The sequence below is a fragment of the Arthrobacter sp. ASL1 genome (assembly GCF_056680475.1).
Genome location: NZ_CM155284.1, coordinates 1,431,300 through 1,453,329 on the forward strand (window position 1 = coordinate 1,431,300; position 22,030 = coordinate 1,453,329).

8 protein-coding genes, 1 tRNA gene and 3 rRNA genes are annotated in these 22,030 nt (G+C 65.1%); 3 read left to right on the top strand and 9 right to left on the bottom strand.

The annotated features are described in order from the left end of the window. Positions 1–67: 67 nt before the first annotated feature. Positions 68–1,369 carry a sugar ABC transporter substrate-binding protein gene (locus tag AC1MEQ_RS06795; protein WP_479795143.1) on the bottom strand — a complete coding sequence of 434 codons (1,302 nt, stop codon included), beginning with the start codon at positions 1,367–1,369 and terminating at the stop codon, positions 68–70. A gap of 206 nt (positions 1,370–1,575) precedes the next feature. On the opposite strand from AC1MEQ_RS06795, the gene AC1MEQ_RS06800 reads away from it, so the two are divergent. Beyond that, a complete protein-coding gene (locus tag AC1MEQ_RS06800; RefSeq protein WP_479795145.1) occupies positions 1,576–3,360 on the top strand; it encodes a glycoside hydrolase family 13 protein in 1,785 nt (594 codons plus the stop codon). A 35-nt stretch (positions 3,361–3,395) separates the two neighbouring features. Beyond that, a complete protein-coding gene (locus AC1MEQ_RS06805; protein WP_479795146.1) occupies positions 3,396–4,436 on the top strand; it encodes a LacI family DNA-binding transcriptional regulator in 1,041 nt (346 codons plus the stop codon). A gap of 118 nt (positions 4,437–4,554) precedes the next feature. Here AC1MEQ_RS06805 and AC1MEQ_RS06810 read toward each other — a convergent pair. The 8 genes from AC1MEQ_RS06810 to AC1MEQ_RS06845 form a co-directional block, all read right to left on the bottom strand. Next, positions 4,555–4,631: transfer RNA gene (locus AC1MEQ_RS06810), tRNA-Pro, on the bottom strand. 240 nt (positions 4,632–4,871) lie between these two features. Then, positions 4,872–5,399, bottom strand: coding sequence for an SRPBCC family protein (locus AC1MEQ_RS06815; protein ID WP_479795148.1), 528 nt, complete (start codon positions 5,397–5,399; stop codon positions 4,872–4,874). Positions 5,400–5,514: 115 nt separating this feature from the next. After that, positions 5,515–5,631: ribosomal RNA gene (gene rrf, locus AC1MEQ_RS06820) — 5S ribosomal RNA — on the bottom strand. Between the two features lie 284 nt (positions 5,632–5,915). Further along, positions 5,916–9,048: ribosomal RNA gene (locus AC1MEQ_RS06825) — 23S ribosomal RNA — on the bottom strand. A 592-nt stretch (positions 9,049–9,640) separates the two neighbouring features. Then, positions 9,641–11,168: ribosomal RNA gene (locus tag AC1MEQ_RS06830) — 16S ribosomal RNA — on the bottom strand. The 16S, 23S and 5S rRNA genes sit together here, the layout of an rRNA operon. Before the next feature lie 555 nt (positions 11,169–11,723). After that, positions 11,724–15,440: a 1,4-alpha-glucan branching protein GlgB gene (gene glgB / locus AC1MEQ_RS06835; RefSeq protein ID WP_479795150.1), complete on the bottom strand. Its 3,717-nt coding sequence runs from the start codon at positions 15,438–15,440 to the stop codon at positions 11,724–11,726. After that, positions 15,437–17,254: a maltose alpha-D-glucosyltransferase gene (gene treS / locus AC1MEQ_RS06840; RefSeq protein WP_479795151.1), complete on the bottom strand. Its 1,818-nt coding sequence runs from the start codon at positions 17,252–17,254 to the stop codon at positions 15,437–15,439. Before treS ends, glgB begins: the two co-directional genes overlap by 4 nt. Beyond that, a complete protein-coding gene (locus tag AC1MEQ_RS06845) occupies positions 17,254–19,329 on the bottom strand; it encodes an alpha-1,4-glucan--maltose-1-phosphate maltosyltransferase (protein ID WP_479795153.1) in 2,076 nt (691 codons plus the stop codon). Before AC1MEQ_RS06845 ends, treS begins: the two co-directional genes overlap by 1 nt. Positions 19,330–19,461: 132 nt before the next feature. Here AC1MEQ_RS06845 and glgP point away from each other — a divergent pair, with 132 nt between their 5' ends. Next, complete coding sequence (glgP, locus tag AC1MEQ_RS06850) at positions 19,462–22,020, top strand: alpha-glucan family phosphorylase (RefSeq protein ID WP_479795155.1); 2,559 nt, start codon at positions 19,462–19,464, stop codon at positions 22,018–22,020. Positions 22,021–22,030: the final 10 nt, after the last annotated feature.

Sequence of the window (22,030 nt, forward strand, 5' to 3'; positions counted from 1 at the left end):
CACGGGGCGGCGGCTGGTGGCCGCCCCGTGCACCGATGCTGCGATGGTGCAGCGGGTTGGCCGGGTGCTAGATCTTCTTGTTGATCGTGGCGGCCATCTTCTTCCAGGCGGCGCCCGGGTTCGCTTCCTTGCCCTTGATGAGGTCCAGTTCGGTGCCGCCCCAGTCGGCCCAGACAGCGTCCATGGCGGGCACTGCGGGCATGGGGACACCGTTGGCTCCGATGTCGCCGAAGGCCTTCACCACCGGGTCGGAGGCGGCCTTCTCGAACGAGGAAGTCAGTGCCGGGGGCCGTCCGCCGGTCTTGAACAGGGCGTCCTGGGCCGTTTCCTGGCTGAGGTAGTTCACGACGAACTCCGTAGCGGCCAGGGTGTTCTTGCTCTTGGAGGAGATGAAGAACCCGTTGACCCCGATGAACGGCTGCGCCGGCTGGTCGCCGGCAGTGGGCAACGGGTCGATGGCGAACTTGATGCCCTTCTTCTGGATGTCGGGGATGTTCCACGGTCCGGTGAGGAAGTAGGCGGACTGCCCGGCCAGGAACTTCTCCTTGGCGATGTCCCCGGTGATGTTCGAGTTGAAGACCTTGGTCCCCTTGTCGCCGTTCTTGGCCAGGAACTCGGCGAACTTCACGCCGCCGGCGTTGTCCATGACAACCTTCGACCCGTCGTAGGAACCGTCGGATTTCTGAGCGAAGACCGGGGCCCCGAAGGAGGTCTGCAGCGGGTAGGTGTGGTACGGGTCGGCCTGCTTGGGGTCCAGTCCGACCAGGAACGGGTATTTCGCCTTGCCGCCGGAAACGGCCTTCCGCCCGGCGGCCACGACCTCGTCGAAGGTCTTCAGCGGCTCGGGCGACAGCGCCGTGTTGCGGACCAGCCCGACGTTCTCGATGGAGTACGGCAGCCCGTAGACCTGCCCTCCGTACGTCATGGCCTGGATGGAAGATTCGGCGAACTGCGAGGCCTTGTCGCCGAGCTGCAGCGGGGCGACCACGCCGTTCTGCACGAGCTTGCCCAGCCAGTCGTGGGGGCCCACGAGGACGTCGGGGCCCTTTCCGGTCGGAGCCTGGGTGATGAAGTCGTCGCGCACGGCGGCGAAGTCCTTGACGACCAGCTTGACGGCGATGCCCTTCTCGTCCTTGAACTTCGCGGCGATCTGCTTCAGCGCCGGGGAGCGTTCGGCGTCGACCCACAGGGTCAGGGTCGCCGACGTGGACTTCGCCGCGCCGGCGGACGCGGCGTTCGACGACGGTGCGGTGCTGCTGCCGGTGCCGCCGCCGCACGCGGCAAGCATCAGTGCCGCCGAGGTGCCGAAGGCTCCCAGGGCGAAGGAACGACGGGAAACAAGTCCCCGGCCGTCGGTGGTGTTCTTCATGTGTGCCTCTCCGAAGCTCGGTACAGTGCCCCCGGCCCCCGAACCGGTCCGCGTCGCCGCCGCACCAGTCCCCCGCCAGTGGGACACATTGTGATGTATGGCATAACTGTAAGCGTTTTCATTGAGAACGTCCAGACTCATGAAAAAGCCCAGTCAGTCAATGCAAGCGCTTCCACCATCCGGGATCCGACGCTAAGCTGGAGCCCATGTTCCCACCCTCTGCCCCGCCCTCGGCGTCCGCCCTGCCCACTGCGGGAACCCCTGTTGATCCGCAGGTGTTGGCGCCCCGGCCTGCCTTCGCCCCCGGCCCCCTCGTCCACGTGCCATCCACCGACGACTCGTGGTGGCGCAGCGCGGTGATTTACCAGGTCTACCCGCGCTCGTTCCGTGACATGCGGGGTACGGGCACCGGGAACCTGGCGGGGATCACCGCAGAGCTCCACCAGATCGCCGACCTGGGTGTGGACGCCATCTGGCTCTCGCCCTTCTACCCCTCCCCCCAGCTTGATGCCGGATACGACGTCTCCGACTACACGGACGTCGACCCGCTGTTCGGCGACCTCGATGACTTCGACGCGCTCATCACCCGGGCGGGCGCCCTGGGGTTGCGGGTCATCGTCGACCTGGTCCCCAACCATTGTTCGGACCAGCACCCGGCCTTCCGAGCAGCCCTGGCTGCCGGCCCGGGTTCGGCAGAACGCGACCTCTTTGTCTTCCGCGACGGGCGCGGCTCCGGCGGCGACGAGCCGCCGAACAACTGGGAGTCGCACTTCGGCGGGCCGGCCTGGACCCGCGTCACTGACCCTCATGGAACGCCCGGCCAGTGGTACCTGCACCTCTTCGATTCCTCGCAACCGGACTTCAACTGGGATTGCCCGGCAGTGCACGCGGAGTTCGACCGCGTACTGCGTTTCTGGCTCGATCGCGGTGTCGCCGGGTTCCGGGTCGACGTCGCCCATGCGCTGGTCAAGGAACCAGGTCTGCCCGACTGGGGCGGAACCGCCGACGGTTCCCCCACCCCCGGCTTCCCGTTCGCCTCCGCCCCCATGTTCGGCCGCCCCGGCGTCCACGCCATCTACCGGCGCTGGCGGGCCATCCTCGCCGAATACGACGGCGAACGCATCCTCTGCGCCGAGGCCAACGTCCATCCGGTCGACGCCGTCGCAGACTGGGTCCGCCCCGACGAGATGCACCAGGCCTTCAACTTCCCCTACCTGAACACCGGGTGGGATGCCACGGCCTTGCGCGCCGTGGTGGACCGCTCGCTGGCCGCGTTCGACGCAGTCGGCGCCCCGAGCACCTGGGTGCTCTCCAACCACGATGTCTCCCGCCATGTGACCCGCTTCGGATCCAGCACCCCGGTCCGATTCGGTGACGGTCTAGGCCCGCGTGACCCGCAGCCGGACCACGAGCTCGGCCGCGACAGGGCGCGGGCCGCGACGTTGTTCATGCTAGGCCTGCCCGGTGGCGCGTACCTCTACCAGGGCGAGGAACTCGGCCTGCCCGACCACACCACGTTGGCAGACCGCTTCCGCCAGGATCCGAACTTCTTCCGCACCGGCGGCGAACGGGTCGGGCGCGACGGCTGCCGCGTGCCGTTGCCCTGGACAGTCGATGGCCCGACGCTGGGCTTCAGCCAGGCGGACTCCGCCTGGCTTCCGCAGCCCGACGGATGGGAGGACCTCGCCCGGTCCGTCCAGCAGGCCGATCCGGCATCGACCTTGTCGCTGTACCGCCAGGCGCTGGACGCACGGCGTAGGCTGGAGCTCGGTCCCGGCGGCCTGCGCTGGCTGGCCACCGACCACGCGCCCGGAGTGATCTCCTTCGAGAATTCTGGCATCGTCGTCGTGCTGAACACTTCGAAGGTCCCAGTGGGCCTGCCGTCCGGCAGCGTCCTGATCGCCAGCGGTCCCGAGGCGGTCCAGATCGACGCCGGGACCCCCCGGCTGGCCCCGGATGCCGCAGCCTGGCTCCGGCCCGGACCGAGGTAGTTACGGGAACCGCCGGCCAAGAACCAGGAGGGCCCATGGCCCGCAGTGGAAGGAAGCAGATGGCCAGCATCAAGGACGTTGCCGAACGGGCCGGCGTCTCCGTCGCCACGGTCTCGCGTGCCCTCAGTGGAAACGGCAAGGTCTCCGCGGCAAGCCGTGAACGCGTGCGCGAGGCCGCCGAGGCGCTCGACTACGTCGTGTCCTTCAACGCCTCGTCATTGGCTTCCGGGCGCAGCCGGAACATCGGACTCGTCGTCCCCACCGTGGGCCGGTGGTTCTACTCCACGGTGCTCCAAGGCGCCACGAGTGCGCTCATCGACGCCGGCTACGATCTCACCCTCTACAACACCGGAGGCGAACAACGACACCGTGACTCGGTGTTCTCCGAGCTGCTGCTGCGCAAGCGGCTGGACGGGGTCATCACGGTGACCCTGAAGTTGGAGCCGGCGGAGATCGGCCAGCTTGCCTCGGTGCGCAAGCCGGTCGTCGCCATCGGTGGGCTGATCCCCCAGATCGATACGATCCGAGTCGATGACTTCAACATCTCGTCCCTGGCCACGGAACACCTGATCAGCCTGGGCCACCGCGAGGTGTCCTTCCTGGGCGGATCCGAGGAATTCGAGGTCGACTTCAAGCTGGGATCCGCCCGCGAAGACGGCTTCGAGTACGCGATGGACCAGGCCGAGATCCCGGTGCGTCGGGAATGGCTGCTCACGGCCGATTTCACCACGTCTGGCGCGTACCAGAAGGTGCGCAACATCTTGTCCAATCCCCGACGGCGACCCACGGCATTCGTCTGCGCTTCGGATGAGATGGCTTTTGGCGCAATCCTGGCCGCACGCGATTTGGGGCTGCAGGTTCCCGGCGACGTATCGGTGGTGGGCATCGACGGGCATGAGCTCGGGGAGCTCTTTGGATTGACGACCATTGCACAGGACCCCGGAGGCCAAGGCGCGGACGCTGTGGGCAAGTTGCTGTCGCTACTCGGCGAGGGCGACGCGGAACAGGATCCGACGCGGGGCTTTTATCCGACGGAATTCATAGCCCGATCCTCCACAGCACCGCCTTCCCGATAGAACCACCTCCGGAGGGGCGTACAGGTACTCCGACGCAAAAGTGGGGCCGATTTCTCGGCCCCACTCGCGATTGATAACTTGCTCCGGACCGCGGACCGTGATCCGCTGCTCCGGCAACTGGTCGGGGTGACAGGATTTGAACCTGCGACCTCGTCGTCCCGAACGACGCGCGCTACCAAGCTGCGCCACACCCCGTGGGGTTATCAACCTCAAGAAGTTTACCGGCTCGACGCCGAATTCACTAATCGAAGGGGCCGATGCCCACGCCGCCCAAGGGTGCCGGGCACAAGGTCGGGACGGGTGCCAGCTGCTGGTGCAGCAGCCTTCTCAGGCGGACCACGCCGACACGAAGGGCGGCTGTTGGCCTATCCCCGCCATGCGGGCCCCGACGGCAGACGCATCACCCCGGGGCCGGTAGTGGACGCGGCCGGCGAACTACGCCGCACCACCCATGAAGCGTTGATAGTACCCCAGTATCTCGGGCCAGGACCCGGCAAGCTGACGTTGCCCTTGACCGACCTCGCCGGCGGACCAGCCGTCATGCGTGACGGTGACGTCAGTGGCCCCGGTCCCTGTTTCGCTGAATTCGACGGACACCCGAGTGGGCGCCTCCTGCTCATGGCCCAGGATGAAATCGAGTTCCAGCACCCCGTGCGCCAACGCCTGGGGCTCAACGGGCACGGGCGCTTCTGAGCGACGTATGGTGGCCCACCGCCGGCGCTGTCCGGTCTCTGATTCCTCCATCAGGTCCTGCCCCTCGAATCCCAGATGTGAGCCGGGACCGATCCCCGCAAGGGTGCCCAGGGGCCACCAGAGGTGGAGGTAGTCGACGAACCCCTCGTAGGCCTGGTCGCACTCCATCCGCACGGTCACAGCGGCGACGACCGGGTTGGTTGCTTCCGGTGATTCGCCGGTCGAACCGGTGCCGGGTACGGGGTCAGCGTGGGAAAAGATGCCATCCATCTTTCCACCCTACCCCCGCGGTGCAACAGGGAAGCGAGGTGATTCCGGTGGGCAAAACTTCCGTTAAATGACTCAGGGCCCTGGACTGTTGTCCAGGGCCCTGGGCCCAATGATGGTCCGGCGGCGTCCTACTCTCCCACACCCTCCCGAGTGCAGTACCATCGGCGCTGTGGGTCTTAGCTTCCGGGTTCGGTATGGGACCGGGCGTTTCCCCCACGCTATGACCGCCGTAACTCTTCGACCCGATCCAAGCACCCCGGGGGGTGTTTGGTGGGAAAACCAGTTACCGTGCGCTCCCCCAACCCCTGGAGGGGGTGTGGGGTGCGTTGGTGTATCTATTCTATTATGGCCAGGCGCTCCCCGACCAACCAGCACACCCCGCCAGGGGGGTGTTTCCCACCACAACCCGGACCCAAAAGGCCGAGGTGGTGGTGGTGTGGTTGGTTGGGGGTTGTTGTCCCGCAACCGCATAGTGGACGCAGCATGCTTGCCCACACACAAGGTGTGTGGTGTTTTGTGGTGTAAGTTATCGGCCTATTAGTACAGGTCAGCTCCACGGGTCTTTAGTCCCCGCTTCCACATCCTGCCTATCAACCCAGTGGTCTGGCTGGGGGCCTCCCACACGATAAACGTGTATGGAAATCTCATCTCGAAGTGGGCTTCCCGCTTAGATGCTTTCAGCGGTTATCCCTTCCGAACGTAGCAAATCAGCGGTGCACTTGGCAGTACAACTGACACACCAGAGGTTCGTCCGTCCCGGTCCTCTCGTACTAAGGACAGCTCTTCTCAAATTTCCTGCGCGCGCAGCGGATAGGGACCGAACTGTCTCACGACGTTCTAAACCCAGCTCGCGTACCGCTTTAATGGGCGAACAGCCCAACCCTTGGGACCTACTCCAGCCCCAGGATGCGACGAGCCGACATCGAGGTGCCAAACCATGCCGTCGATATGGACTCTTGGGCAAGATCAGCCTGTTATCCCCGAGGTACCTTTTATCCGTTGAGCGACGGCCGTTCCACAACGTGCCGCCGGATCACTAGTCCCGACTTTCGTCCCTGCTCGAGCTGTCACTCTCACAGTCAAGCTCCCTTGTGCACTTACACTCGCCACCTGATTGCCAACCAGGCTGAGGGAACCTTTGGGCGCCTCCGTTACTCTTTAGGAGGCAACCGCCCCAGTTAAACTACCCATCAGGCACTGTCCCTGACCCAGATCATGGGCCGAAGTTAGGAATCCGGTACGGCCAGAGTGGTATTTCAACGATGACTCCACGAACACTGGCGTGCCCGCTTCAACGTCTCCCACCTATCCTACACAAGCCGCACCGAACACCAATACCAAACTATAGTAAAGGTCTCGGGGTCTTTCCGTCCTGCTGCGCGTAACGAGCATCTTTACTCGTACTGCAATTTCGCCGAGTTCATGGTTGAGACAGCGGGGAAGTCGTTACTCCATTCGTGCAGGTCGGAACTTACCCGACAAGGAATTTCGCTACCTTAGGATGGTTATAGTTACCACCGCCGTTTACTGGGGCTTGAATTCCCAGCTTCGCCCACAAGGGGCTAACCGGTCCTCTTAACCTTCCAGCACCGGGCAGGAGTCAGTCCGTATACATCGTCTTGCGACTTCGCACGGACCTGTGTTTTTAGTAAACAGTCGCTTCCCCCTGGTCTCTGCGGCCCCGATCCCCTCCCACCAGCAAGTGGTGTTCAAGGTTGGGGCCCCCCTTCTCCCGAAGTTACGGGGGCATTTTGCCGAGTTCCTTAACCATGATTCTCTCGATCGCCTTGGTATTCTCTACCTGATCACCTGTGTCGGTTTGGGGTACGGGCGGCTTGGACCTCACGTCGATGCTTTTCTTGGCAGCATAGGATCACCGGATCACCCACCAAAGTGGGCGCCTATCGGGTCTCAACCTATGTGAACGGCGGATTTGCCTACCGTTCGGCCTACACCCTTGGACCAGGACGATTCCATTGCCTGGCCCGGCTACCTTCCTGCGTCACACCTGTTAATACGTTGACCTCGCTGGCTCGGGTCCCGCGCCTCGCACCCGATACCCTTCCCGAAGGAAGGATGGTGGGTGTCTGGGGCGGTTAGCATCGCCAGTCCGGTAGGGACGGTCCTTCACCGGTACGGGAATATCAACCCGTTGTCCATCGACTACGCCTGTCGGCCTCGCCTTAGGTCCCGACTCACCCAGGGCAGATTAGCTTGACCCTGGAACCCTTGATCATTCGGCGGACGGGTTTCTCACCCGTCTTTCGCTACTCATGCCTGCATTCTCACTCGTGCCGTCTCCACCACTGGTTCACACCGTGGCTTCACTGCCGGCACGACGCTCCCCTACCCACCCAGGCGGCTGGACCACGAAGGCCTACCTATGTACCTGGATGACGCAACTTCGGCGGTGTGCTTGAGCCCCGCTACATTGTCGGCGCGGAATCACTTGACCAGTGAGCTATTACGCACTCTTTCAAGGATGGCTGCTTCTAAGCCAACCTCCTGGTTGTCTTCGCAACTCCACATCCTTTTCCACTTAGCACACGCTTGGGGGCCTTAGTTGGCGTTCTGGGCTGTTTCCCTCTCGACTATGAAGCTTATCCCCCACAGTCTCACTGCCACGCTCTGACTTACCGGCATTCGGAGTTTGGCTGACGTCAGTAACCTTGTAGGGCCCATTAGCCATCCAGTCGCTCTACCTCCGGCAAGAAACACGCAACGCTGCACCTAAATGCATTTCGGGGAGAACCAGCTATCACGAAGTTTGATTGGCCTTTCACCCCTACCCACAGCTCATCCCCTCCATTTTCAACTGAAGTGGGTTCGGTCCTCCACGCGCTCTTACACACGCTTCAACCTGGCCATGGGTAGATCACTTCGCTTCGGGTCTAGACCGCGCCACTGAACGCCCTGTTCAGACTCGCTTTCGCTACGGCTTCCCCACACGGGTTAACCTCGCGACACGGCACTAACTCGCAGGCTCATTCTTCAAAAGGCACGCCGTCACCACAACAAGGTGGCTCCGACGGATTGTAGGCACATGGTTTCAGGTACTATTTCACTCCCCTCCCGGGGTACTTTTCACCTTTCCCTCACGGTACTTGTCCGCTATCGGTCATCAGGAAGTATTCAGGCTTACCAGGTGGTCCTGGCAGATTCACACGGGATTTCTCGGGCCCCGTGCTACTTGGGATACCAACACAAAGCGGCGGAGGACATTACGGCTACGGGACTAACACCCCCTATGGTCCGGCCTTCAAACCGGTTCGCCTATGCACCCGCACCTCACTTCCCCAGTCCGGCAGAACTGGAATGGCTGGTCCCACGACCCCGCCCATGCAACGCCCGCCGGCTATCACACATGGATCGGTTTAGCCCCATCCGCTTTCGCTCGCCACTACTCACGGAATCACTGTTGTTTTCTCTTCCTGCGGGTACTGAGATGTTTCACTTCCCCGCGTTCCCTCCACGCAGCCTATGTGTTCAGCTACGGGTCACACGACATGACGCCGTGCGGGGTTTCCCCATTCGGAAATCCTGGTATCAACGTCCGGTTATCGACTCCTCCAGGCTTATCGCAGATTCCCACGTCCTTCTTCGGCTCCTGATGCCAAGGCATCCACCATGCGCCCTTGAAAACTTGACCACAAAAAGGTCATTCCACAAGAGCATTTGATCGAGAGAACCACCAACACCCAAAAGATGCTGGGGATTCTCAAATAATTGCTTTCGCAAACACAACACACAAAAGACCACCCACCCCAAAAGGGTAGGCAGGCCAATCACGCGTTGTCCTTGCAAGATGCTCGCGTCCACTATGCAGTTCCCAAACAACAACCCCGTCACACCCACCACCAGCACCACCAACCCCCCAAAAGGGACCGGATCAAGGTACGTGGCATAGGCCATGCGCGGGAGCCAAAACAAACAAAACCCAACCACCACCACGACCGACACCAGAAGTGCCGGCACGAACCGGTAAAAGGGGCCTGTTGTTTCAGGGCCCAACAGTGTGCCAAAGACCCGAGGACCATTCGCATCCCCCGGCATCGTTCCAACAACCCCGTCAACGGGACTGCGTACTGGATAACCGGGATCCGCGGATCCCAGGCCATGATTCGTTGACATTCCACCCATGAGCACCCGCCTGCCAACACAAGTGGCAGAAACGGGCAAACACTGAACACCACAAGAAAACCCACCAAGTGGCAGGCCCCGCGATGCTAGCTGCTCCTTAGAAAGGAGGTGATCCAGCCGCACCTTCCGGTACGGCTACCTTGTTACGACTTAGTCCCAATCGCCGGTCCCACCTTCGACGGCTCCCTCCCACAAGGGGTTGGGCCACCGGCTTCGGGTGTTACCAACTTTCGTGACTTGACGGGCGGTGTGTACAAGGCCCGGGAACGTATTCACCGCAGCGTTGCTGATCTGCGATTACTAGCGACTCCGACTTCATGGGGTCGAGTTGCAGACCCCAATCCGAACTGAGACCGGCTTTTTGGGATTAGCTCCACCTCACAGTATCGCAACCCATTGTACCGGCCATTGTAGCATGCGTGAAGCCCAAGACATAAGGGGCATGATGATTTGACGTCGTCCCCACCTTCCTCCGAGTTGACCCCGGCAGTCTCCCATGAGTCCCCACCACTACGTGCTGGCAACATGGAACGAGGGTTGCGCTCGTTGCGGGACTTAACCCAACATCTCACGACACGAGCTGACGACAACCATGCACCACCTGTGAACCGGCCCCAAAGGGGAAACCACATTTCTGCGGCGATCCGGCCCATGTCAAGCCTTGGTAAGGTTCTTCGCGTTGCATCGAATTAATCCGCATGCTCCGCCGCTTGTGCGGGCCCCCGTCAATTCCTTTGAGTTTTAGCCTTGCGGCCGTACTCCCCAGGCGGGGCACTTAATGCGTTAGCTACGACGCGGAAAACGTGGAATGTCCCCCACATCTAGTGCCCAACGTTTACGGCATGGACTACCAGGGTATCTAATCCTGTTCGCTCCCCATGCTTTCGCTCCTCAGCGTCAGTTAATGCCCAGAGACCTGCCTTCGCCATCGGTGTTCCTCCTGATATCTGCGCATTTCACCGCTACACCAGGAATTCCAGTCTCCCCTACATCACTCTAGTCTGCCCGTACCCACCGCAGATCCGGGGTTGAGCCCCGGACTTTCACGGCAGACGCGACAAACCGCCTACGAGCTCTTTACGCCCAATAATTCCGGATAACGCTTGCGCCCTACGTATTACCGCGGCTGCTGGCACGTAGTTAGCCGGCGCTTCTTCTGCAGGTACCGTCACTTTCGCTTCTTCCCTACTGAAAGAGGTTTACAACCCGAAGGCCGTCATCCCTCACGCGGCGTCGCTGCATCAGGCTTTCGCCCATTGTGCAATATTCCCCACTGCTGCCTCCCGTAGGAGTCTGGGCCGTGTCTCAGTCCCAGTGTGGCCGGTCACCCTCTCAGGCCGGCTACCCGTCGTCGCCTTGGTGGGCCATTACCCCACCAACAAGCTGATAGGCCGCGAGTCCATCCCCCACCGATAAATCTTTCCACCACCCCCCATGCGGAAGGAAGTGAATATCCGGTATTAGACCCAGTTTCCCGGGCTTATCCCAGAGTCGGGGGCAGGTTACTCACGTGTTACTCACCCGTTCGCCACTAATCACCCGGTGCAAGCACCGGGATCATCGTTCGACTTGCATGTGTTAAGCACGCCGCCAGCGTTCATCCTGAGCCAGGATCAAACTCTCCGTAAAAAAATACAGACACAGCCAACAACCCAAGGGAAAACAAGGGAAGGACTGCACCAAGTTACTGAACCCGGCAAATATGTCCCTGCGAGCACACGGGGGTGCACCCACAAAAGACCATTCACCAATTCATAAAAAATCGGTGTCAACAAACATGGCACACTATTGAGTTCTCAAACAACAGACGCTTCCAACCTCCACGAACCCGCCATCCGGCCGGCCGCTACGCTCTGGAGCAACTTGTCTAACTTACCCGTTGGCTTGGTCCGGGTCAAATCGACCGTTTTCCTCGCTTTTCGGAAGTCTGCGCCGTCCCGTTGGCTTCCCCGTGGAGAAGTTTTATTGGCGACCGGCGCGGGAAATAACTATACCCACATCCGGGCGGCTTCGCCAAATCGCGATGTCCATCCGGTGAACCGCGGCCAAAATCGCCGTCATTCCGCGGCCCGGGGAACGCCCGAGCTTCCCTTTCGAGGGTGGCAACCCGGTTGACCCGGTTGTGTGCTGTGCCACTCGTGGACCCGCGGGGTTCGGAAGACCGGCTCACCGCCGGTGCAGTCGTCAGCTTCGCGACCCGGGGACCAGGTAGATCACGCCCAGCGGGGGCAGGTCGACGACCGCCGAGCTGGGCTGCCCGTCGTGGGGTGGTCCGTCGGCGGTGATGGTTCCCGGTGTGGTGACACCGGATCCGCCGAACTCGGTGTCGTCGGTGTTCAGCACCTCGGTCCAGGCGCCGGAGGCCGGTAGCCCCAGCCGGTACCCAGGATGGGCGTCCCCCGAGAAGTTGGCAACGCACACCAGCTCATTGCCGCTCTCGTCGTGGCGGATGAAGCTCAGCGTGTTGCCGGCTGACTCGTGGTCGTTGATCCAGCTGAAGCCCGCGGGGTCGTTGTCCAGTTCCCACAATGCCGGAAGCTCGCGGTAGATCCCGTTGAGCGCGCGGACGGCCAGTTGGACGCCGCGGTGCTGGTGGGTGTCGGCCACCCACCAGTCGAGGCCGTGCTGTTCGCTCCACTCCCCTTCTTGGGCGAATTCGGTTCCCATGAAGATGAGCTGCTTGCCGGGGTGGGCCCATTGGAACGCCAGGTAGGCCCTGACCTGTGCCAGTTGGCGCCAGCGGTCCCCGGGCATGCGGCGTAGCAGCGACCCCTTCCCGTGCACGACCTCGTCGTGGCTGATGGGCAGCAGGAAATTCTCCGTGTATGCGTAGACCATCGAGAAGGTGATCTTGTGGTGGTGGTAGGACCGGTTGATGGAGTCCTCGGACATGTACTCGAGGGAGTCGTGCATCCAGCCCATGTTCCACTTCAGCCCGAAGCCCAGTCCGCCACCACTGGTGGGGGCGGTGACCCCGGGGAAGGCCGTGGATTCCTCTGCGATCATGACGATGCCGGGGTTGACCCGGTAGGCCGTGGCGTTGAGTTCCTGCAGGAAGCCGATGGCCTCCAGGTTTTCCCGTCCGCCGTGGATGTTCGGTTCCCATCCACCGTCTTCACGCGAATAGTCGAGGTAGAGCATGGAAGCCACGGCATCGACCCGCAGGGCGTCGATGTGGAATTCGCCCATCCAATACAGGGCGTTGGCGACCAGGAAGTTGCGTACCTCGTGGCGGCCGAAGTCGAAGACGAGTGTGCCCCAGTCGGGGTGTTCGCCACGGCGGGGGTCCGGATGCTCGTAGAGCGCCTGGCCGTCGAGCTTCGCCAGTGCCCACTCGTCTTTCGGGAAGTGGGCGGGGACCCAGTCCATGATCACGCCTATCCCGGCCTGGTGGAGGCGGTCCACGAGGTAACGGAAGTCGTCCGGGTGCCCGAAACGCGAGGTCGGTGCGTAGTAGGAGGTGACCTGGTAGCCCCACGAGCCGCCGAACGGGTGTTCGGCCACGGGCATCATCTCCACGTGGGTGAATCCCTGCCACGAGACGTACTCGCTGAGCTGGTCCGCCATTTGCCGGTAGTCAAGGCCGGGCCGCCAGGATCCGAGGTGCACCTCGTAGACGCTCATCGGGCCCGAGTGCGGATCCCGTCCGGCCCGGGACTCCATCCACTCCCGATCCTGGAACCCGTAGGAGGATTCCACCACCACGGAGCCGGTCAGCGGCGGGACTTCCGTGTGGCGGGCCATCGGGTCGGCCTTCTGGTACCAGTGGCCGTCCTGTCCGAGGAACTCGAACTTGTAGACGGCGCCGGCTCGGACGCCGGGCATGAACAGTTCCCATACCCCGGAGCGCCCCAAGGACCGCATGGCGCTTCCGGTGCCGTCCCAGCCGTTGAAGTCACCGACTACCCGGCTGGCCTGGGCGTTGGGGGCCCACACGGCGAAACTGGTGCCCTCGCACGTGCCCATGGCGGTGTGGTACCTGCGGACGGTGGCCCCCATGACGTCCCACAAGTGTTCGTGCCGGCCCTCGCCGATGAGGTGGAGGTCGACCTCCCCGAGGGTGGGCAGATAGTGGTAGGGGTCATCGACCAGCGTCGGGGCCTCGTCGCCGTAGACGACCTCGAGCCGGTAGTCGGGGACGGTGCCTTCCCGCCCAGCGGGTGTGGGTACCCCGGCGACCCAGACGCCGTCGTGCTCGTGGACCATGTCGAAGCGGCCGGCTTCCGTGACGAGGGTGACACTTCGGGCCAGTTTGCGCAGGGTGCGCACCGTGACCGCCCCGTCGTCGCCGATGTGGGCCCCGAGGACACCGTGGGGCGCGTGGTACCTGCCCTGTGCCACGGCGTCGAGCACGTCTGCGGCCACGGGGCGGGGCGTGTCCGCCGTATCGGCCGAACGGGTGGAGGTTGCGGTCTCGGGACGATCGCCCCGGGATGCGTTGGATGGGTTCTGCATGGCTGAGAGGACCTCCTGGACCGCCGATGCCGGAACCTGTTCCCAGGACGGCCGGTTTTGCTGTTCGTACACGACTTCGTAGAGGGCTTTGTCCAGCCAGAGGGCCAGAAAGAGCGGCGACTGGATGTCGATTGCTTCGCCCGATTCCTCACGGTACCCCGACAGGAAGGCCTTCCGCGTCCTTGCCGACCATTGGCGGGCCGCCTCCTGGCGGGCCGCGGTCCCGGCCGCGCCGGTTTGCAGTGCGGATGCCGCGGCATCGGGGGTGCCGGAACGGGTGGCCAACCCCGCGGCGTAGTCGAACGAACGCAGCATGCCCACGACGTCACGCAGCGCCACGTCGTAGCCGCCGCGGTCCTCGGCCGTGCGCAGTGGTTCGCCCTCGAAGTCCAGGACCACCCAGCCCCTCTCCCCCACCTGGAGGATCTGGCCCAGGTGCAGGTCGCCATGGATGCGCTGGAGCAGGGGCAGCCGGCCCAGGGCACCGAGCGACTCCAGGACCTCGATGAAGGCATCGGCCAGTGCCCCGTCCTCGGGCGCCGCCCGTTCCCATCCCCAGACCAGCCGTCCCCGCAAGGACTCGACGAACAGGCGCGTCTGTTCGGCGGTGGCCTCTGCCGTGGGGGCGACGGACCGCAGGTTGTGGTGCAGTCGTGCCACGACCCGGCCCAGCTCGGTGGCTTCGGCGGTGAAGTCGCGGTTCTCGACGGCAGCCGTACTGGCGGTGCGCCACGCGTCGACCGATCCGGGGAGGAACTCGCGCACGACGGAGAGCGTGCCGGTGACCTGCCGGCCTCCGGTGCTCCAGTGCCCATCCAGGCTGCCCATCGATCGCGGGACCTCCTGGGAACCGGCATCGGAGAGCAGGGTTCCCAGTTCGACGTCGGGATTCGCGCCCGGAAGTGGCACGCGGAAGAACTTGATGATGGCCGGGCCTTCCGCCACGTCGAGGACCACGGAGGTGTTGGACTGCTCGCCCTGCAGGACCCGCATGGACCCGGGTGCGGCCGTCGGCAGGGCCATCATGGCCGCCCAGGCATCGACGAACTCGGGGTCCTGGGTTCCGTCGTAGGCCAGCCAGTCCCCCTCCCCCGTAGTTACGGGTGCCCCCGCGCCCGCCGAGAGGGATCCGACCGCCGCTGCGTCCACCGCGCCCAGCGGCAGCCCGGCGGACTCGGATGCCTTCCTGCGCAGGGACAGGGGCACCTGGACCACGCCGGTATTTTCCGTAGTAGATTCGTCGCCTGGTTGTCTTGTCGCCTTGTTTGGAGTGGCGGTGGGCTCGATGGCCAGCAGGAGGCTGAGCAGGACCACGTCCGGGTCGGGGTGCGCGAGGGGAAGGGTTCCGGCGATCGAGACGGTGAAGGTACCTGCCGGGGCGGGGCACCAGCGCTGGGCGCCCAGCCAATCGGCGAGTACACGGGTGATATCGGTGTCGTTGCTCATCGGCGCACATCCAAGGGGTCGACGACCGGAAGGGTCGTGGTGTTTGCTGCAGTGACGTCGGACCGCGGCGAACGCAGTCTCAACCAGTAGAACCCCTGGGATCCGAGGGTGACCGACAGGCGCCCGCTATCGGAAACCGGGGGGAAGATGCTGCCGCCGAAGATGTCCCGCAGACCCCGTCCGGCATACTCGGGCAAGTCGAGTTCGGTGGCCACGGGGTGCTGGGACAGGTTGTAGACGCACAACAGCGTCTCGCCTTCCGTGGCTTCCCTGTCGTACGGCATCGTCGGGGGACGCGTTGCGCGCCGCCCGCCGGCAGGGTCCCCGGCCGGTGCCGTCCCGCGCACGAAGGCCAGCACGCTTGGGGCGCTCGCGTGGACGTTGCGATAGGTGCCCAACCCGAAGACCGGGTGTTCGCGCCGCACCCCCAGGATCTGCCGGACCCAGTGCAGCATCGAGCCGCTGTGGTTGAGCTGCTGCTCGACGTTGATGCTCGTGTAGCCGTAGACCAGCGACTGCACGACCGGCAGGTAGAGCTGGCCGGGGTCGGCGGCGGAGAAACCGGCGTTGCGGTCCGGGTTCCATTGCATCGGGGTCCGCGAGGCATCGCGGTCATCGAGCCAGATGTTGTCCCCCATGCCGATCTCGTCGCCGTAGTACAGGAACGGGCTGCCCGGCAGGGCGAACAGGAGTGCGTGGATGAGCTCGAGTTCGGCCCGGGAGTTGTCCAGCAACGGGGTCAGGCGGCGCCGGATGCCGACGTTGGCGCGCATGCGCGAATCCGGCGCATACCAGCCGAGCATGGCCTCGCGTTCCTCGGGCGTGACCATTTCCAGGGTCAGTTCGTCGTGGTTGCGCAGGAACGTACCCCACTGGGTTCCGGCCGGGATGTCGGGTGTCTGCTCCATGGCCTCGATGACCGGGGCTGCCAGCTGGTCCCGCAGCGCGAAGAAGAGCCGGGGCATGATCGGGAAGTGGAAGCACATGTGGCATTCGGGCTCCTCCACCGTGCCGAAGTACTCGACAACCTCCTGCGGGGGCTGGTTGGCCTCCGCGATGATGACCCGGCCGGGGTAGTCCGCGTCGACCAGTGCGCGGAGCCGGCGCAGGAAGTCGTGGGTCGGCGGGAGGTTTTCGCAGTTGGTGCCCTCTTCCTCGAACAGGTAGGGGATGGCGTCGGCGCGGAATCCGTCGACGCCGAGGTCCAGCCAGTAGCGCACGACGTCGAACATGGCTTCGTGCACGTGCGGGTTCTCGAAGTTCAGGTCGGGTTGGTGGCCGAAGAAGCGGTGCCAGTAGAACTGCCGTCGGACGGGGTCGAAGGTCCAGTTCGATTCCTCGGTGTCCACGAAGATGATGCGTGCATCGGAGTATTTCTCGTCGCTGTCAGACCAGACGTAGAAGTCACCGTATTCGCCCTCGGGTTCGCGGCGGGAGGCCTGGAACCACGGGTGCTCGTCCGAGGTGTGGTTCATCGGCAGGTCGATGATGATGCGCAGCCCGCGCTCATGGGCCTCGGCCACCAGACGCCGGAAATCCCCGATCGTGCCGAATTCATCGAGCACATCGTAGTAGTCGGAGATGTCGTAGCCGCCGTCGCGCAGTGGCGACTTGTAGAACGGCGGGACCCAGAGGCAGTCGACGCCGAGCCACTGCAGGTAGTCCAGCTTGTCGATCAGTCCGGCGATGTCACCGCTGCCGTCGCCGTTCGCATCGGAGAAGGCCCGCACCAGCACTTCGTAGAACACCGATTTCCGGTGCCACTGCGGGTCATGCGTCAGACCCGGTACGTTGAGCTGGAACGGGTTGGCCATCAGGTTCCCCGGCGGATGTGCAGGACATGGGCGGGCTCCAGGTGCGGGTCGAGGCGGACGTAGTTTTGTGCGCCCCACCGCCAGCTCTGGCCGGTGATCAGGTCATCGACCGTGAAGCGGCCCTCGTCGTCGAGGTCCTGGGGCCGCAGGTCCAGCGCGTCCAGGTCCAGGCTGACCATGGCTTCCCGGGCCCCGTGCGGGTCGGTGTTCACGACGATGATCAGCGTGTCGATCGCCTGCCCGACGGGCCGCGGGTCGGCAGGCCCGGCCGACCCGGCGGCGGCGCCGTCCGGTGCCGGAATGCTCTCGGCGTCCGTGCGGCGGGACTTCGAGTAGGCGATGGTCGCATCGTCGCTGGTGGGGTGGAGGACCAGGTTCTGCAGTTCGCCCAGCGCCGGATGGTCGGCGCGGATCGCGTTGAGGCGGCGCAGGTACGGTGCCAGCGACCGCCCCTCGGCCTCGGCAGTGTCGAAGTCGCGGACCTTGTACTGGAACTTCTCGTTGTCGATGTACTCCTCCGCCCCGGGGCGGGCGACGTGCTCGTACAGCTCGAAACCGGCGTAGACCCCCCACATCGGCGACGCGGTGGCGGCCAGTGCGGCGCGGATCCGGAAGGCCGCTGGGCCGCCGAACTGCAGGTATTCGGTGAGGATGTCCGGGGTGTTCACGAAGAAGTTCGGCCGGAAGAACGCCGAGGTCTCGCGGGAGACCTCCGTGAAGTACTCCTCCAACTCCTCCTTGGTGTTCCGCCAGGTGAAGTACGTGTAGGACTGCTGGAACCCGGCCCGGCCCAGGGCATGCATCATGGCCGGACGGGTGAAGGCCTCGGCCAGGAACACGACGCCGGGGTGCTGCTCCTGGACCTGTCCGATGAGCCATTCCCAGAACCCCACGGGCTTGGTGTGGGGGTTGTCGACGCGGAAGATCCGCACACCGCGCTCGATCCACAGCGTGACGATGCGCAGGACCTCGGCGCTGAGCCCCTGCGGGTCGTTGTCGAAGTTCAGCGGATAGATGTCCTGGTACTTCTTCGGCGGGTTCTCGGCGTAGGCGATCGTCCCGTCGGCCCGGGTGGTGAACCACTCCGGATGCTCGGCGACCCAGGGGTGGTCCGGGGAGGCCTGCAGGGCCAGGTCCAGCGCCACCTCGAGGCCGAGGTTGTGGGCGCGGTCCACGAAGGCGGCAAAGTCGGCCTCGGTCCCCAGATCAGGGTGGATGGCGTCGTGGCCGCCGGCGGCCGAGCCGATGGCCCAGGGCGAACCGGGATCGTGTTCGCCGGCGACCAGGGTGTTGTTCGGGCCCTTGCGGAAAGTCCGCCCGATCGGGTGGATCGGCGGCAGGTAGATGACGTCGAAGCCCATGTCCGCCACCGATTCCAGGCGTTCGGACGCCGTGGCGAAGGTGCCCGACGTGTATACCCCGGCCTCCGGATCGAAGGTGGCCCCCTCGGAACGGGGGAAGAACTCGTACCAGGCGCCCCGTCCGGCGAGATCACGTTCGACCAGCAAGGGGAAGCGCCCGCCGCCGGTGACCATGCGGCGCAACGGCCTCCGGGACAGTTCGGCCACCACGGCGGCGGAGGACGCGGCGGCCATCCGCACATCGTCCGGCAGTGCGGTGTCGGCCAGGGCGGTGGCCGCGGCTTCGAGAGCCGCCGGTTCCGGCGAAGCGGCGGCGGCCTCGCGGAACAGCAGCGTCCCCTCGGTGAGCATCAGCTCGGTGTCGATACCCGCCGGGACCTTGATGCCGGCGTCGTGCCTCCACGTGCCGATCGGATCGTCCCAGGCCTCGACCTCAAAGGTCCAGTCGCCCTCGCTGGTGGGGCGGAGGGTGCCCAGCCATTCGTCGAGGCCGGGCCGGCCGGGGCGCATGGGCACGCGCTGGCGTTCGACGCCGTCGGGGTCGTAGAGCACCGCCTCGGCGGCGAGTGCGTCGTGGCCTTCGCGGAACGCGGTCGCCCTGACCAGGACGTCCTGTCCGGCCACGGCCTTGGCGGGGAAACGCCCTCCCTCGATGACAGGGAAGACGTCGGTGACGGGAATGCGGCCGAATCTGGCCTTGCGCCGGGTGTTCACCCCATAGACGCTAGCCAGTCGGGGGCCTTAATGCCAAGGATTTCGGCGACGGGACCGAACCGTGACCCTGCGTTCGCTTCATATCCGGGGCAGGACCCCCATCCGGCAAGTTTCTAGGCTAGCGTCGTCAGGGTGAAGGCCATTCGACGTTTTACCGTCCGCACCGTCCTCCCCGAGAGCATCGCCGGTTTGGGGCCCCTGGCCTCGAACCTGCGCTGGTCGTGGCATCGGCCCACCGCCGAGTTGTTCCGCGATCTGGATCCCGAGGGGTGGGATGCCGTGCGCGGGGACCCCGTCGCCCTGCTCGGGCGCTTCGACCGTTCCCGTCTGCTCGGACTGGCCGGCGACGCCGAGCTGGTCCGGCGCATCGGCACGCTCGCGGCCGACCTGGAGGATTACCTCTCGGCCCCGCGCTGGTACCAGTCCCTGGAGGGCAACCCACCGGCGGCCATCGCGTACTTCTCCCCCGAGTACGGGATCACCGCGGCCCTGCCGCAGTATTCGGGCGGCCTGGGCATCCTGGCCGGCGACCACCTCAAGGCGGCCAGCGACCTCGGGGTTCCGCTGGTGGCAGTGGGCCTGCTCTACCAGGCCGGCTACTTCAAGCAGTCGCTCTCACGCGACGCCTGGCAACAGGAAACCTACCCGGTCCTGGACCCGCATGGGCTGCCGCTGACCCTGCTGCGCGAACCGGACGGCTCCATCGCCACCGTGACCCTGCCGTTGCCCGGCGGCCGGGAACTGCATGCGCACATCTGGCGGGCCGACGTCGGACGCGTCCCGCTGCTGCTGCTGGATTCGAACATCCCGGCCAACGACGACGCCGCCCGCTCCATCACCGACCGCCTCTACGGCGGCGGCGGGGACCACCGGTTGCAGCAGGAGCTGCTGCTGGGCATGGGCGGGGTGAAGGCCCTGCGCATCCATGCCCGGCTCGCCGGCACCGCGGCGCCCGAGGTCTTCCACACCAACGAGGGCCACGCCGGGTTCCTGGGGATCGAACGCATCCGCGAGCTCATGGACGGTGGGCTGGATTTCGCCACCGCGCTGGCCGCCGTGCGCGCCGGAACGGTGTTCACCACCCACACCCCGGTTCCCGCCGGGATCGACCGGTTCGACGCCGCGCAGATCGCGCACTTCCTCGACGCCGGCCTCGCCCCCGGGGTGCCGACCGACGCGGTGTTGGCGTTGGGCGACGAGGTGCCGCTGGACGGCAACGAGGGAACGTTCAACATGGCGGCCATGGGTCTGCGGCTGGCCCAGCGCGCCAACGGCGTCTCGCGGTTGCACGGCGAGGTCTCGCGCGGCATGTTCGCCGGCCTCTACCCGGGCTTCGACGCGGCCGAGGTGCCGATCGGCTCGATCACCAACGGCGTGCACGAGGCCACCTGGGTCGACCCCCGGGTCACCGCCTTCAACGATGCCGGATCCGGGGACGATGCGGGGCTGTGGGCGTTGCGCCGCGAGCTGCGCGTCCAGCTCATCGACGATGTCAGGTCACGGTTGCGCTCCTCCTGGAAGCGCCGCGGCGCCGCCGAGGCCGAGCTGGGCTGGACCGACTCGGTACTGGATCCGGATGTGCTGACCATCGGCTTCGCCCGGCGGGTGCCCACCTACAAGCGGCTGACCCTGATGCTGCGCGACCCCGTGCGCCTCAAGGCGGCCCTGCTGCACCCCACCCGGCCCATCCAGCTGGTCATTGCCGGCAAATCGCACCCCGCCGACGAGGCCGGCAAGCGGATGATCCAGGACCTCGTCCACTTCACCGACGACCCCGAGGTCCGCCACCGGATCGTCTTTTTGCCCAACTACGACATGGCCATGGCCCGCACGCTCTTCCCGGGCTGCGACGTCTGGCTGAACAACCCGCTGCGCCCGCTGGAGGCCTGCGGGACCTCCGGCATGAAGGCCGCGCTGAATGGTGCGCTGAACCTCTCAGTCCTCGATGGCTGGTGGGATGAGATGTACGACGGCGGCAACGGCTGGGCGATCCCCACGGCACCCGAGGGGGCCTCCCCGGAGGAACGCGACTCCCTGGAGGCCGCGGCGCTCTACGCGCTCATCGAGAACACGGTCGCCCCGCGCTTCTACGGCCAGGAGGACGACCAGTCCTCGGGTGCCGCCGGGCCCTCGACCCGCGCCGACGACGGGATGCCGCGCCAATGGCTGTCGATGATCCGGCACACCCTGGCCGTCCTCGGGCCGCAGGTCTCCGCGGCGAGGATGGTGCGCGACTACGTCAACACCTTGTATGTGCCGGCGGCACAGGCCGGCCACGAGGCGTCGGCCGGCGGCTTCGCCGGGGCCCGCGAGGCGGCCGCGTTCCGCGAACGCGTGGTCTCCGCGTGGTCGGGCATCGCCGTCGAACATGTCGATTCACTCGACATCGAGGCCGAACCGAGCATCGGCGACACGTTCCGGGTCAGCACCTACATCCGGTTGGGCAGCCTCTCCCCCCATGAGGTCCGCGTCGAGGCGGTCCAGGGCACCGTCGGGGACACCGACGAGCTCGCGGACACCTCGGTCCATCCGCTCGACCTCGCCGAGGACCTCGGGAATGGGCGGTTCCTCTTCCACGGGGAACTCCAGCTCGAACGCCCGGGCGCCTTCGGCTACGGGGTGCGGGTTGTCCCCGCCCACCCGATGCTGGCCTCCGCTGCGGAACTGGGCCTGGTCACCGCCGCCGGTTGACATCGGCAGG